This window comes from Acinetobacter sp. 226-1, assembly GCF_030329325.1.
GTDB classification, from domain to species: Bacteria; Pseudomonadota; Gammaproteobacteria; order Pseudomonadales; family Moraxellaceae; genus Acinetobacter; species Acinetobacter sichuanensis.
This window is the reverse complement of the sequence record NZ_JACANU010000008.1, coordinates 79,506-93,424: the sequence shown is the minus strand read 5'-3', so window position 1 is coordinate 93,424 and position 13,919 is coordinate 79,506. Positions and strand designations below refer to the sequence as shown.

At 37.6% G+C, this 13,919-nt stretch carries 15 protein-coding genes; 6 read left to right on the top strand and 9 right to left on the bottom strand.

Annotated features, from left to right (window positions below; all coding sequences use genetic code 11):
• Nucleotides 1–44: 44 nt before the first annotated feature.
• From HX124_RS12885 to HX124_RS12870, 4 genes are all read left to right on the top strand, one after another.
• The gene (locus tag HX124_RS12885; RefSeq protein WP_107008536.1) at nucleotides 45–1,499 is read left to right on the top strand and encodes a leucyl aminopeptidase; all 1,455 of its coding nucleotides are present in this window, start codon (nucleotides 45–47) and stop codon (nucleotides 1,497–1,499) included.
• Complete coding sequence (locus HX124_RS12880) at nucleotides 1,492–1,899, top strand: DNA polymerase III subunit chi (protein ID WP_107008537.1); 408 nt, start codon at nucleotides 1,492–1,494, stop codon at nucleotides 1,897–1,899. The genes HX124_RS12885 and HX124_RS12880 overlap by 8 nt, the downstream gene beginning before the upstream one ends.
• A 37-nt stretch (nucleotides 1,900–1,936) precedes the next feature.
• A complete protein-coding gene (gene blhA, locus HX124_RS12875) occupies nucleotides 1,937–2,560 on the top strand; it encodes a cell division protein BlhA (protein WP_107008538.1) in 624 nt (207 codons plus the stop codon).
• Nucleotides 2,561–2,696: 136 nt separating this feature from the next.
• Nucleotides 2,697–2,915: a hypothetical protein gene (locus tag HX124_RS12870; RefSeq protein ID WP_286378332.1), complete on the top strand. Its 219-nt coding sequence runs from the start codon at nucleotides 2,697–2,699 to the stop codon at nucleotides 2,913–2,915.
• 65 nt (nucleotides 2,916–2,980) lie between these two features.
• Here HX124_RS12870 and HX124_RS12865 read toward each other — a convergent pair whose 3' ends face one another.
• From HX124_RS12865 to glnK, 7 genes are all read right to left on the bottom strand, one after another.
• Nucleotides 2,981–3,526: a VTT domain-containing protein gene (locus tag HX124_RS12865; RefSeq protein WP_107008540.1), complete on the bottom strand. Its 546-nt coding sequence runs from the start codon at nucleotides 3,524–3,526 to the stop codon at nucleotides 2,981–2,983.
• Nucleotides 3,527–3,638: 112 nt separating this feature from the next.
• Complete coding sequence (locus HX124_RS12860; protein WP_107008541.1) at nucleotides 3,639–4,298, bottom strand: riboflavin synthase; 660 nt, start codon at nucleotides 4,296–4,298, stop codon at nucleotides 3,639–3,641.
• Between the two features lie 86 nt (nucleotides 4,299–4,384).
• Nucleotides 4,385–5,683 carry a DNA adenine methylase gene (locus HX124_RS12855; protein ID WP_286378334.1) on the bottom strand — a complete coding sequence of 433 codons (1,299 nt, stop codon included), beginning with the start codon at nucleotides 5,681–5,683 and terminating at the stop codon, nucleotides 4,385–4,387.
• On the bottom strand, nucleotides 5,680–6,774 hold the full coding sequence (gene ribD, locus HX124_RS12850; RefSeq protein ID WP_286383341.1) for a bifunctional diaminohydroxyphosphoribosylaminopyrimidine deaminase/5-amino-6-(5-phosphoribosylamino)uracil reductase RibD: 1,095 nt from the start codon (nucleotides 6,772–6,774) through the stop codon (nucleotides 5,680–5,682). The genes HX124_RS12855 and ribD overlap by 4 nt, the downstream gene beginning before the upstream one ends.
• A gap of 21 nt (nucleotides 6,775–6,795) precedes the next feature.
• Nucleotides 6,796–7,266: a transcriptional regulator NrdR gene (nrdR, locus tag HX124_RS12845; protein ID WP_107008544.1), complete on the bottom strand. Its 471-nt coding sequence runs from the start codon at nucleotides 7,264–7,266 to the stop codon at nucleotides 6,796–6,798.
• Between the two features lie 137 nt (nucleotides 7,267–7,403).
• Nucleotides 7,404–8,798 (bottom strand): ammonium transporter, encoded by a 1,395-nt coding sequence (locus HX124_RS12840; protein WP_286383342.1) that lies wholly within the window; start codon nucleotides 8,796–8,798, stop codon nucleotides 7,404–7,406.
• Between the two features lie 59 nt (nucleotides 8,799–8,857).
• Nucleotides 8,858–9,196, bottom strand: a complete 339-nt coding sequence (gene glnK / locus HX124_RS12835) for a P-II family nitrogen regulator (RefSeq protein WP_005094485.1) — start codon at nucleotides 9,194–9,196, stop codon at nucleotides 8,858–8,860.
• 273 nt (nucleotides 9,197–9,469) lie between these two features.
• On the opposite strand from glnK, the gene HX124_RS12830 reads away from it, so the two are divergent.
• A complete protein-coding gene (locus tag HX124_RS12830) occupies nucleotides 9,470–9,691 on the top strand; it encodes an accessory factor UbiK family protein (RefSeq protein WP_286378337.1) in 222 nt (73 codons plus the stop codon).
• Between the two features lie 77 nt (nucleotides 9,692–9,768).
• Nucleotides 9,769–11,256: a YifB family Mg chelatase-like AAA ATPase gene (locus HX124_RS12825; protein WP_286383343.1), complete on the top strand. Its 1,488-nt coding sequence runs from the start codon at nucleotides 9,769–9,771 to the stop codon at nucleotides 11,254–11,256.
• Between the two features lie 490 nt (nucleotides 11,257–11,746).
• Here the strand turns inward: HX124_RS12825 and HX124_RS12820 are convergent, their stop codons facing one another.
• Nucleotides 11,747–12,517 (bottom strand): TorF family putative porin, encoded by a 771-nt coding sequence (locus HX124_RS12820; protein WP_286383344.1) that lies wholly within the window; start codon nucleotides 12,515–12,517, stop codon nucleotides 11,747–11,749.
• Between the two features lie 419 nt (nucleotides 12,518–12,936).
• Nucleotides 12,937–13,707, bottom strand: a complete 771-nt coding sequence (locus HX124_RS12815) for a TorF family putative porin (RefSeq protein ID WP_107008366.1) — start codon at nucleotides 13,705–13,707, stop codon at nucleotides 12,937–12,939.
• Nucleotides 13,708–13,919: the final 212 nt, after the last annotated feature.

Sequence of the window (13,919 nt, the reverse complement as noted above, 5' to 3'; positions counted from 1 at the left end):
TGGTTTAATGTTTTCAAACGTCTCTAAAGGCATATAGATCGCATATGAAATTAAGCATTAATACTTCAGTAACAAGCAGTGCATCAAGCCAAGCACTTTTTATTTTGGCAAGTTCAGACAACTTATCAGAAGTAAAATCTAACTATCAAATCAAAGATTTAGATACTGCGATTAGCGCGGCACAATTTAAAGCAAGTGTTGCAGAAACTTTAACCTTGGTTGGTCAAGTCACACAGAATGCTTACAGCATTTTAGTCGGAGTTGATCAAGCGAGTGAATTAAAAGCTGCAAAATTAGCAAAAATCGCACAAATCATTATCAAAGCATCACAAAAAAAATTCAAACAAATCAGTATTGATATTTCTGTTTTGCCAAATGAATTACATTATCTTTTTGCATTAAATTTAACTCAAGCAGCTTATGCTTATGATGAATTCAAAAGTAAAAAAAATGAATTTTCATTAACTGATATTGAGCTTGTTTCGACACATACTAGTCTTGATGCAGCACAAATTAGTTTAATTGAGGCAGTACAACAAGGTCAAAATCTTGCTCGTGACTTGGGTAACTGTCCTGCCAATATTTGTTTTCCTGAATATTTAGCAGATCAAGCACGTGCGCTTGCTGCTGAGTTCCCTGATGTTTTAAAAGTTACTGTACTTGAAGAACAGCAGTTAGCTGATTTAGGCATGCACTCTTTCCTTGCTGTAAGTAAAGGTTCGGAACGTCCAGGACGTGTCATTACACTTGAATATAAAGCCAATCCAGATCAAGCACCTATTGTTTTAGTGGGTAAAGGGATTACTTTTGATACAGGTGGTATTTCACTTAAACCAGGCGTTGGCATGGATGAAATGAAATATGACATGTGTGGTGCTGCATCTGTGCTTGGGACATTACGTGCCTTATGTGAAGCAAATCTTCCAATTCATGTTGTCGGTACAATTGCTGCGGCAGAAAATATGCCATCAGGTCATGCAACTCGCCCAGGCGATATCGTGACAACAATGAGTGGGCAAACTGTTGAAATTCTTAACACTGATGCTGAAGGTCGTTTAGTGTTATGTGATGCTTTAACCTATGTAAAACGCTTTAATCCTGCGGTGGTGATTGATATCGCAACATTAACAGGTGCATGTGTCGTCGCTTTGGGTAAAGTACTCAGTGGTTTATTTACCCCAGATAATGAACTTGCTCAAGAAATTAATCTTGCAGGTGAAGAAAGCTTTGACCGTGTTTGGCGTTTACCTGTCATTGACGATTATCAAGATATGCTAGATTCAAACTTTGCTGATATCGGTAATATCAGTGGTGCAGGTCCACAAGCAGGTGCAATTTTAGCGGCATGTTTCTTACAACGTTTTACACGTGAATACCGTTGGGCACATTTAGATGTTGCAGGAACTGCATGGTTATCTGGTGCGGCAAAAGGCTCAACAGGTCGTCCTGTACCGCTATTAATGCAATTCATTGCCAATCGTGTTAAAGCCAATGGCTAAAATTAGCTTTTATCTTTTTGAAAAAAGCCCAGAACGACGAGTGCAAAGCACTTGTCGTCTCTGCCGCAAGATCTCAAAACAGCATGCAAAAATTTGGATTTATTGTCCAGATCCTGAGGTTCAACAGCAACTTGATGAGCTACTTTGGACATTTGACCCTGCTAGTTTTCTAGCACATGGCATTGACCAAAAAGATGCACCGATTTGTATTTCTGCACATTTGCCAACCCAAGCTGAATGGATTGTGTTTAATTTTAACAATCAAGCACTTGATCAAGTTGGACAATTTAGTCACATTATTGAAATAATTGAAAATGATGAGCCTGCTAAGCAGATAGGACGTGAAAAGTATAAAACTTATCGACGTTTAGGCTTTGCTCCTCAAACATTTAAATTATAAAGAAAGTCATTTTAAAGCGCCGAAAAGGAGATGCGTTGTGGCATTAAATGTTGGTCAAGATTTTAAAAAACGTTGGCTAGATACCCCTGAAGTCGTGCGCCAAACGTATTTAGATGACCTCAGTCGTGTCTGTGATTTACTCACTCCTGAGTCTCCGATTCAAGCATGGATGGACAATGATAAACGTGCAATGCAAGTCGCTCAGCTTAAAGTTGAACAAGCCTATGCCGACCTCAAAGCACAACTGATCGAAGAAGCACGTATTCGTAAGCAATTGGCTTTAGAGCAGTCTTTAGCTGAAAAACGTGCGCAACAAGAGCAATATAATCAACAATTAATTCAAGATGAACTAAAACAAACACAACAACAAATTCAAACACTTGCTTCAATTCAAGAACAAATTCAAATTGAAACAGAGCTATATACTGAACGTTATACTGAAAACCCAAAAACACCTGCAACTGATTATGCCAATAATCATTTTAAAGTCGCTGATCAAGAGATGATGTCTGAACTTGAAAGTGTGCGCTTACGTTTGGAACTAGAAGCTGAAACCTTTATCGAACAAGCCGTCAACGACTTTAGAGCAAAGTTAAAAGCAGCTTCAGATGAAGAAATTGCGTATATTTTAAAAAATACTCATTTTTCAGATCAAGTTTAAACATCGCATGTTCATTATTTTTATTTTCAATGTCACTAAATTGACATATTAATGTCACATCATAGTCATGTTTTAAATCTCTTTACGATAAAAACAGTTTTTGAATATCTCAAAACTGAATAACGAGGAAAAGAATATGGACATGCTCAACCAAATCTCGAAGCAAATTGCGGTACTCAGTTCAGGTGAGAAATGGACTGTTTCTGCTCAAGACTTACTGATTAGCCGCGCAGATTTTCATTCGATCTCTGTATATTTAGTACGTGAATCTCAAAAAGGTATTTTTTCAATTGATCAAATCCAAGCAAAAAACTCTTGGTTTGAACAAACAACACTCACCATCACCAAACATTAATGATTTTAACCAAGTTCAATACAAATTTGAGCTTGGCTATTTTTCTCATTCTATATAATAAATAATTAAAATAAATCAACAGTATAGGAAATTAGATTACCTGTACCATAACCTATCCCCAATAATAGTCCAATCCAAATAAAACCACCAACCACGTTATAAAACATAAAATTACTCATTTTCATATGTCCTGCACCTGCAGCAAACGGCGCAAATGAACGAACAAAGGGAATAAAACGTGCCATCATGATGGTTTTTCCACCATGTTTTAAAAAATATTGATTGGTTTTTTCTATATATTCAGGTTTAAAAATTTTAGGATGCTTTTTAAAAAAACGAAAACCTAATGCTTTACCTGTATAGTAATTGACGATATAGCCAAGAATTGAAGCAATAATCAACAAAATCCCCATATAACTTAAATGTACAGCTTCTGCTGTTGAACACAAAGCACCTATGGCAATCAGTAAACTGTCTCCCGGCAAAAAAAACATAAATACGGAGCCTGTTTCTGCAAAAATAATCAGGAACAAAATGGCGTAAATCCACAAACCATATTGATCAAGCAATACAGGCAATAATTGTTCTATATGCATTAAAAAATCAAGCAATACTCAATTCTCTTCTCAATAAAGTAATTGCAATATATTCGTCTAGTTTCACGATGTAAATAAAAAAAAGCCTAAAATAAATTAGACTTCTGATTTATGAGGGCGTATTTCATTATTTTAAAAAGCCATTTTGAGCCAAAAACTCCATGCTCAATTTTGATTCAGTTTTTACTTCAGCAGCTTTATCGCCTAACAATAAACGTTCAATATAACGTGCTAAAACATCTACTTCTAAGTTCACTTTAGTACCGACTTTCCATGTCCCAATATTGGTACGTTCTGCTGTATGTGGAATAAGGTTAAGGCTCAAAATATTACCACGTAAATGATTAATGGTTAGGCTAATTCCATCTACAGTAATTGAACCTTTTTCAGCTAAATATTTTGCAATTTCAACAGGTGTGGTCACTTCAAAATACAATGAACGTGCATCTGAACGCACCACTGTAATTTCACCAACAACATCCACATGACCACTGACAATATGCCCCCCAAAACGTGTTGTTGGTAACATCGCCTTTTCAACATTTACAGCTTGCCCAACTTTCCACTGGGCTAAGGTTGAACGATTTAGGCTTTCACGCGAAACATCCGCAGCATACCAATTTTCGCCCCAATCAATCACAGTTAAGCAAATTCCATTGGTTGCGATAGAATCACCTAAATGAACATCAGACATATCTAAGTCAGTATGAATACGTAAACGTACATCACCACCTACATTTTGCAGACTTTCTACTTTTCCTAAACTTTCAATAATGCCTGTGAACATAAATACTACCCTAAACTTTTCATCATTAAGTTTTTAATCTATCGCGTTTCACACTATGTATTTTCCGACTTGTTAAAAGTGGAAATTTACCATAGTGCTAACTGAGTACTGACACCTGATGTATCGACACCACCTAATTCAGCAAAATGATAAAGCTGACTTAATAATTGACGTAATGGTGGACCAGATTTTGCGTGTGTATCTGTAATTACAATAAACTCTAACACACGTGCGCGTTCTGACTGGCGCTGCTTACTCACCCGATAACGCGGTACATCTTGGGTCAGTAATGTCACCTTTCCTCGTGCCAAATTGGCTTTGAGTAAGTCTTTGGCTTCGATATTACCATCAGTTGAATAACTGGTTAAAATATAGCGTGCATTAATCGTAGATAATAATTTTTCATATGCGTCTTGTGCATGCTTTGAAGAATTATACTGACTTGGACGTTCTTTACGCCAAGCACGGTCAATACCACTCTTAAAACCTTTGGTATCTGGTGTAGGTAAATCGACCTGATCCCATAATGTTAAAGAATTTAACACATGATAATTACTACTATAAGCATGTTGGTTATAAGGTGGATCTAAATATGCAACATCCACCTCAAAGCCACTCATTTGATTTGCCAAATGCTGTGCATCTACACACCACATTTCTGCCATTGGTGTTTTTTGCTTATTGTCACCGACTTCACTAAAACGGCTTGGCGTTAACCACAATAAAGACTCAATCCGTTCTAAAGCGGTTTGGGTTTTACCCCCCCAACCATGATGGAAACTTTTAAACACACCACTGGTATTACTGACAAAACTTGCCGAATAAAGCAAAGGTGCAAGCAAAGCACTCATTTCTACATCATCAATCGCACCTTGTGCTTGCCAAGTGGCTATTTGTTGGCGAATGGCATCTATACGCATCCCATTACGGCGTTTAAAGAACAAACGATCACGTGCAGGATCATAAATTTCATCATTACGTGGACATAAGTTATGTGTCACCCAGCCTTTCACTTCAGGTAACCGATTTAAATAATCAATGGCTTTTTGATAGCCACCTAACTCTTTAAATGCGGGTGCATCAGTACATGCCAAAATTGCATGATTAAGTGCATGACTATAAGGCTCCCAATCATTTGCGATCACACGATAACCATTTTGTCTTGCTAAACGCGAAACAACACCGCTACCAGCAAAAAAGTCAGCAAAAATTGGGGCTCTTTTACCTTTTTGATTTAAAGTTCCTGTTTGCTCAAGTGCCTCTAAAATCAGATGTAACAATCGGCGTTTATTACCTAAATAAGGGACGAGCTGATTGAAAAGATATTCATCCGTCGTACGTGCAGCATGACGACGTTTGTGATATATCGAAGACTCTGAATTCATACTGACTCTTGCAAAGGAATTAATCTTAAGCGAATGTCTTGACCCAACTGAGTGACATCCTCAAGTTTAAAGCGGAGTTGTTGTGCCATCTGCTCAAAAGAAGCGTTGAACATCGCACGTGCAGATTGACCTAAAAATGTCGGTGCAACATAGCTAATGACTTCATCGACAAGATGCGCTTGTAAAAAAGCAGTCGATAAAGTCGCGCCTGCCTCAATCATGACATCATAAATGTGAAAATCTTTTAAAGTTTTCAATAAATTGAATAAAGATTGAATCTCTAATTGTACCACACCCAGTTGAGCCAATTCCTCACGAAATGGTCCCATGATCATCACAGTGTCAGGTTGTTGCAAAATTTGTGCAGTCAAAGGTAAACGACCTTGTCGATCTAAAATGATACGTTGAGGCTGAACAATGCTATCAATTTCAATATTGGGTAAATGACGTACATTGATTTGTGGGTCATCTGCCAAAATCGTATCAATTCCCGTAATCACTGCTCCAGAAATCGCACGCCAATGTTGTACATCTTGACGTGCCTCACTGCCCGTAATCCATTTGGACTCACCTGATGCCATTGCAGTACGCCCATCTAAACTAGATGCTACTTTTAAACGTACATAAGGCATGCCTGTAGACATTGCTTTTAAAAATCCACGATTTAAAACAGCAGCTTCTTTCTCACAAATGCCGACTTCAACCTCTATTCCTGCATCTTTTAAAATTTGAACACCTTTGCCTGCCACCAAAGGATTTGGGTCTGAACAAGCCACGATAACTTTTGCTATACCCGCTTCAACCAAACCTTTAGCACACGGTGGTGTACGTCCATAATGTGCACAAGGCTCTAAGGTGACATAAGCTGTTGCACCTCGTGCCAACTCGCCTGCCTGACGTAAGGCGAAAACTTCAGCATGTGGCTGACCCGCTTGAGGATGAAAGCCTGCTCCGACCATTTGCCCATCTTTGACAATCACACAACCTACATTAGGGTTTGGACGGGTTGAATATTGACCTTGTTGTGCTAATGCAATCGCTTTTTGCATCCAATATTGATGTTGTTGTAATGCTTCAACCGTTGTATTCATAATCTTCTCATGTCTGCCTAATCAATCAGATTTTTCTTGATCGCGATGCTGCATCAATTCTATTTGTTGGCGAAAAGCTTCGACATCTTGGAAATCTTGATAAACCGATGCAAAACGTACATAAGCAACATGGTCTAAGGAAAATAAAGACTGCATGACAATTTCACCAATCGTACGTGAACGTACATCACGTTCACCCAATCTACGAATTTTGAGTTGAATGTCACTGAGTACCGTTTCAATTTGCTCTTGAGTTACTGGACGTTTTTGTAATGCATGCATCAATGAGCGACGTAATTTTAACTCATCAAAAGGTTCACTTTTACCATCAGATTTAATAACACGCGGCATCACCACTTCATACGTTTCGAAAGTGGTAAAACGTTCTGCACATTTGATACATTCACGACGTCTACGAATCTGACAGCCTTCAGCCGCCAAACGCGAATCGATCACTTTACTATCAGCAGCGTTGCAAAATGGACAATGCATAGTGGTTTAATTGAACACATTTTAAAATTTTATTTAGTGTATCAAAAAATAGGAATTTTGTTGAGCTTTCCTCAATATATAGAAAAAAAACAGCTCAAATGAGCTGTTTTACACAATATATAGTATAACTTTTTAAACTATTCAATACGTTCGCCATGTTGACTTAAATCAAGTCCCATACGTTCATCATCTGTACCAACACGGATTCCAATCACCAAGTCAATGACTTTTAAGATAATGAATGTCATCACTGCTGAATATGCAATCGTTGCTAAAACACCCTCAACTTGTACCCAAAGTTGATGCAACATATTGGTAGGGACTTTTTCGCCCATGATAAATTCACTGGCAAAAACTGCGGTTAAAATTGCACCCACAATACCACCAACGCCATGTAAGCCAAATGCGTCTAAAGAGTCATCTGCTTTGAGTAAGCGTTTCAGTCCTGAAATTCCCCAGAAACAAACAACACCACCAATTAAGCCCATGATCAAAGCACCACTTACTGTCACAAAACCTGCTGCTGGTGTAATCACCACAAGACCTGCAACTGCACCAGATGCACCACCTAAAACAGATGCTTTACCACGAACGATTTTTTCAACCAATAACCATGAGATTGCGGCTGCGGCTGCGGCGACTTGAGTTGTCACTAAAGCATAAGCTGCTGAACCATTTGCACCTAATGCTGAACCACCATTGAAACCAAACCAACCAACCCAAATCAAACTTGCACCAAGTACAGTTAAAGTCAAGTTATGTGGAGCCATAGACTCTTTGCCCAGTCCAATACGTTTACCCAGTAGATAAGCAGTCACTAAACCTGCAACACCTGAGTTAATATGAACCACAGTACCGCCCGCAAAATCAAGCGCACCATCATTCATTAACCAGCCACCACCCCAAACCCAATGGGCAATTGGTGCGTATACAATAATGACCCACACCGTAATAAATGCAATATAAGCACTAAACTTCATACGTTCTGCAATTGAACCGCTAATAATTGCCACAGTAATAATTGCAAAAGTCATTTGGAAAATAACAAAAAGAATTTCAGGAATAGAGCCACTTAACGCATCAGTTGTAATGCCTGAAAGCATGGCTTTATCTAAGTTACCAATGAAAGCGTTACCGCCACTAAAAGCCAATGAATAGCCTACAACGACCCACACCAGACTGACAATTGCTGCCGCCATTAAACTATGTGCCATTGTACTCAAAACATTTTTTTTACGAACCATACCACCATAAAAGAGTGCTAAGCCCGGAATAGTCATGAGTAAAACAAGTGCTGTAGAAACCAAAATCCAAGCAGTATCACCTGTATTTAAAGTAGGTTCTGCGGTTGCTTCTACAGGTGCAGCAGGTGTAATTTCTGCTGTCGTTGTTGATATCGTTGTTGTTGCAGCATTTGAACTTGGTTCAGCCACTGCTGTAGAAGTGGGTTCAGTTACGTTTTCTTCAGCCCACGCAACTGATCCACCAAGGAGTGCGCCAGACAGGCTGAGCGCAAGTAGCATTTTTTTCATTCGTATCCCCCAACCAAGTTTTTCTGAGTTATGTGTTACTCAGCAAACTTCATGCCAAATTAAACAGCATCCGCACCTGTTTCACCTGTACGAATACGAATGACTTGCTCTAAATTAGTGACAAAAATTTTCCCATCACCAATTTTACCAGTGCTAGCAACACGGGTAATTGATTCGATTACTGAATCAACCATGTCGTCACTGATTGCGATTTCAATTTTCACTTTTGGTAAAAAATCAACGACATATTCAGCACCACGATAAAGTTCAGTGTGCCCTTTTTGACGTCCAAAACCTTTCACTTCTGTGACGGTAATTCCTTGAACACCGATTTCAGATAATGCTTCACGCACATCATCTAACTTAAATGGTTTTACAATTGCTGTTACGAGTTTCATGTTGTTTTCCTTCGGCTTTTCTTACCAGTAAGGTTTTATGTTCAATTTTCATGCCAAAATGTCTTAATGGTTGGGGATATTAATCCACTTTAGCAGAAATCGCCTTATACCCTATTTTATACATTTTCTTATCATTTTCACTTTAAAAATTTTATATTTGTGATTGATTTTTTGTATTTTATTATTAATTCAACCGATGTTAATCAGTTAGCACTAGGGGCAAATTAAAAGCGATGTTAAACTACATAGATATCTCATTTTTTGGAATAAACAATGATAGAAACATTATTACAAGCGATTTTGGAACAAGTTGATCAACCTAAAAAAGATTTAGAACACAATTTACGCGCCCTACTCAATGAAGCCGTTAATCAAATGGATTTAGTTTCTAAAGATGAATTAGAGCGTCAAAAAACTGCACTACAAAATGCCAACCTCCGTTTAGCAGAACTTCAAACTCAAGTTAAAATGCTTGAATCTCTCATTCAAAAGTAAGATTGACTTCTTTTTGCACAAAATAAGTGCATAAAAATAATAAAACGATTAAAAATAAAGCAAACTGGAAGAATAAAATGTCATTCGCAAAAATTTATACCCGAGGTTTACTCGGGTTACATGCGCCTTTAATTGAAGTCGAAGTTCATGTTAGTGCGGGTTTACCCTCACTGACTATTGTGGGTTTGGCTGAGGCTGCTGTGAGAGAAAGTAAAGATCGTGTTCGCTCTGCCATCATTAATAGTGGCTTTCAATTTCCGACCAAACGCTTAACCATCAACTTAGCCCCTGCTGATTTACCTAAAGATGGTTCACGGTTAGATTTACCAATTGCATTAGGTATTTTAATTGCCACAGGACAAATTCCAGATACAGCCATAGATCAGTTTGAATTTATGGGTGAGTTAGCATTAGATGGGCACTTAAGACCTGTTACAGGAACTTTGACGATTGCAATGGCATGCCAACAGGCTCAACATCGTTTAATGTTACCTACTGTAAATGCAGATGAGGCTGCGCAACTGCCTGATATTGAAGTTTTTGCAGCCTCACATTTAAAGCAAGTCTGTGAACACTTTACTGAAACACAAAAAATTAAAGTGATAGAGACTTGCCAAAGTATTTCACCACAAGGCTATAAATTTGATTTAGCAGATGTTAAAGGACAGGTACGACCACGCAGAGCCTTAGAAATTGCTGCCGCAGGTGGGCATTCTATTTTATTTAGAGGACCTCCCGGTACAGGTAAAACTTTACTTGCTTCTCGTTTAGCCAGTATTTTACCACCACTGAATCATCAGGAAAATTTAGCAGTTGCCAGTATTTACTCAATTGCTAATTTACAACATCATTTTGGACAGCGTCCATTTCGTGCCCCACATCATACTGCCTCAGCCATTGCCTTAGTGGGTGGGGGTTCTCACCCTAAACCAGGAGAGATTACTTTGGCACATTTAGGTGTGCTTTTTTTAGATGAATTACCTGAATTTGACCGAAAAGTTTTAGAGGTTTTAAGACAACCTTTAGAAGCAAGAGAAATTGTGATCTCTCGTGCGTCACGACAAATTACTTTTCCTGCTAATTTTCAACTCATTGCAGCAATGAACCCTTGTCCGTGTGGTTATGCATTTAATCAAGACAGTCGTTGTCAATGTTCAAGTGAAGTCATCAAGCGTTATCAAAATCGTATTTCTGGTCCATTATTAGACCGTATAGATTTACACATTGATGTACCACCATTAAAAGCTCATGAACTGCAAAATGATACTGTTACTGAAAACTCTGCTGTCGTTCGAGAACGTGTTTTACAAGCCTATCACTTCCAAATCAATCGACAAGGTGCAACCAATCAAAATTTGTCACCACAACAACTAGAAAGCTATGCTCGACTTGATCAAGCATCACAAAAAATGCTGGCAATGGCTCAGCAACGTTTAAATTTATCTGCACGTGCATATCATCGAATTTTACGTGTAGCGAGAAGTATTGCCGATCTGGCACAGTGTTCAGATATTAACAGTGCTCATCTGAGTGAGGCGTTGTCTTATCGCCAACAAGAATCTTAAGTATATATTTTTATTTATTTTTTAAATTATAAACTGATGTTACGCAGCAACTCTAAAATTAAACTTTGGAGCTAGAAAAATGTGGATACGCGAAAACGTCATCCGCAACGTGTTTGAGGCAGGACTACTTTGGATAGAAATGTTTCTGCGATGTATTTATCAATTTGCGGTGGTTGACGAGTTTTGCGGTGAGGAGCAACGCTCCGCAAGATGGTTTTCTTGCAAAGCTTCGCTTTTCATTTTGCCGAATGAGAAACATCGTTTCGTAAGAGTAGGTCGAGCCTGAGCAAGTCAAAGTATACTTTGACGAAGTGCAAGACGCAGTGGCTGATCCCAAATTTAAACTTTAGATGTAAGACTCCGTCATGTAAATTTAGCTTTTGCTTTTTTCAGCTATTTAATTTAAATCCGATGCGTAACATTAGTTATAAAAAAGCAACCACTGTTGCCTTTGATCTTTTACGTATGATTTCGCATTATTTTTATAGGGTTAAAATGCTTTAGTTAAAGTAAAAACAGCACCTGTTTCAACACCACGTTCAGCCGCAGATGTCCAGCCATCAGTGTCAATATTGGTACCAACGGCTGCAAGTTCTGCACTCAGACCTTGTACAGATTTAAAGCCATAATTTACGCCCAGTTTCCAATCGACATAATTATCATCACCATTAAATGAGTACTTTTCTTCATCATCGACAACGGTATATCCAACTGCGGCAACACCACCAAATCCTGTAGCACCAAATGGCACAGAATAACCAAAATTAATATTCCAGCTATTGGTATCTGCACCTGCATAGTCATTGGTAAAGTTAATATTGGTCAATAAACTATCTCCCGATACAACCGTGTCTTTTAAAGTCACTTTACCGTAGAGCTCAGCCCAATTTAAGTCGCTATAACTTGGATAGTTATAATAAACCACCCCAACATCAATGACAGGTTTCGTACTAAAATTTTCTAAAGTTGTTGAATAACCAATCGATGGGTCTAGTTCTAAATGTGGACCACCATCACCAAAATTAACATTTGAACCCCAAACACCTGCATAAAAACCTGATGAATGTGCCAAAGTAAACCCAGCCTGTACAGCAGGATCATTACTTGTTTGCGTGATGCCACGGAAACGATAATCACTGGTTAATGCTGCACTGCCTGAAAAAGTTAAGCCTAGATTTGAAAGTGAATTTTCTTCAGCCATGCTGACTGTTGCGGTTGAAGCCAAGATGCCAAATGCTAAAAGTTTAGTGATAATTTGCATGTTCAATGCTCCCCCATCGCTCGGATGTTTATTCTTGGTTTAAATTGGTCAAACTCCTTAGATATTTAGCAATTGCTATGCCAAACTTAAAAAAAGATTAAAAAAATCATCTTAAAAAATAATATCACTTTGTTTTTTATTTAATTTTTAGATAAAAATTATTTTTCTACATTAAGTTTTTAAACATCACTAAAAAAGATAATATGCTTTGCTATAGTTGATTTATTGTCATATTTGTTTCATTTATTCGCAAATTGCTTGGTCTCTTTGATTACATCAGCCACTATATCATTGCATTTATTTTATGATTCTTTTTTGATCACTTATTTTTTATACATTTTTCCCATGCACAAAAAAAGTGCATTTTATATCCAAATGCACTTTCTCATTTTCAAGTTTACCCTTAAAACAGTGATGCTTTAAAAGTGGTAATCTAAACCAAAAACCACATGATTATCAAAATCTTCACCTAAACGGTCTTCGCCACCCATGACATAATCAAGTGAAGCAACAATACCCGTTTCTGCAATACTTTTGCTTAAGCCTATACGTGCTTCATTAAATGCAAAATCTTGGGTGGTCTGAATTAGTTCATCGTCACGGCTACTGTTATAAGCAGAACCACCGACTGAAGCATTTAAAATAAAGTTTTGAGGCAATGGATGATTATAAGCCGCACTCAAATAGACATCACCTGCATTACCAAATGAAGCATCAGCCAGTAAAACAGATGCAGCAAAAGTGACTTCTTTATAAGCTAACTCACCAAGCACATCAAATGCTGTGGTTTTTCTTTTATTTTCATCACCATAAATAGTACCACCATGATGATATACATAAGCGGTTGCTTGTAGGTTGTAGCTTAAATCTGGATTAATCTCATTACCATACGCCACATAAAAATCATGTTCAAAACCATGATTACGTGTTTCATCTGTAGCATCATAATCTAATGTTGAACCCCAATAGCCCACGCTCATTCCACTTTTATGGGCATATTCCAAACCTGTTTGTATAGCAACTTTGTCATTTTCCACGCCACCACGATAAATATATTGAGATACAGCAGCAATATTTCCTGACCAGACCCCATTTGAAGTTGTTATTGGGGCTTGTGCTGCATAGAGCGCACTTGATGGCACTACAACACATAATGTCATCATTAATTTTTTAAATGAAAATGCTATCATTTTTCAACACATATAGAGGGAAAATTTAAGCGAAGAATTTTACTGGTTTTTTAAACTCTTGGTAAATTATTCAATCATTTTTATACTAGAACTTAAGTATTATTTCACTAAACTCAAACAACAATATCTGTTAAAAAGCTAAAGTTAGAAAATAAAATTGTTACAAATACTAGTTTTTCTGTAATTTAATTATACAATTCACTTATTTTAAA

Coding starts and splice junctions, on each gene's coding strand:
- nrdR (WP_107008544.1), bottom strand. CDS start 7,266: ATGCATTGTCCATTTTGCAACGCTGCTGATAGTAAAGTGATCGATTCG.
- ribD (WP_286383341.1), bottom strand. CDS start 6,774: ATGAATACAACGGTTGAAGCATTACAACAACATCAATATTGGATGCAA.
- HX124_RS12840 (WP_286383342.1), bottom strand. CDS start 8,798: ATGAAAAAAATGCTACTTGCGCTCAGCCTGTCTGGCGCACTCCTTGGT.
- glnK (WP_005094485.1), bottom strand. CDS start 9,196: ATGAAACTCGTAACAGCAATTGTAAAACCATTTAAGTTAGATGATGTG.
- HX124_RS12855 (WP_286378334.1), bottom strand. CDS start 5,683: ATGAATTCAGAGTCTTCGATATATCACAAACGTCGTCATGCTGCACGT.
- HX124_RS12885 (WP_107008536.1), top strand. CDS start 45: ATGAAATTAAGCATTAATACTTCAGTAACAAGCAGTGCATCAAGCCAA.
- HX124_RS12815 (WP_107008366.1), bottom strand. CDS start 13,707: ATGATAGCATTTTCATTTAAAAAATTAATGATGACATTATGTGTTGTA.
- HX124_RS12820 (WP_286383344.1), bottom strand. CDS start 12,517: ATGCAAATTATCACTAAACTTTTAGCATTTGGCATCTTGGCTTCAACC.
- HX124_RS12830 (WP_286378337.1), top strand. CDS start 9,470: ATGATAGAAACATTATTACAAGCGATTTTGGAACAAGTTGATCAACCT.
- HX124_RS12860 (WP_107008541.1), bottom strand. CDS start 4,298: ATGTTCACAGGCATTATTGAAAGTTTAGGAAAAGTAGAAAGTCTGCAA.
- HX124_RS12880 (WP_107008537.1), top strand. CDS start 1,492: ATGGCTAAAATTAGCTTTTATCTTTTTGAAAAAAGCCCAGAACGACGA.
- HX124_RS12825 (WP_286383343.1), top strand. CDS start 9,769: ATGTCATTCGCAAAAATTTATACCCGAGGTTTACTCGGGTTACATGCG.
- HX124_RS12870 (WP_286378332.1), top strand. CDS start 2,697: ATGGACATGCTCAACCAAATCTCGAAGCAAATTGCGGTACTCAGTTCA.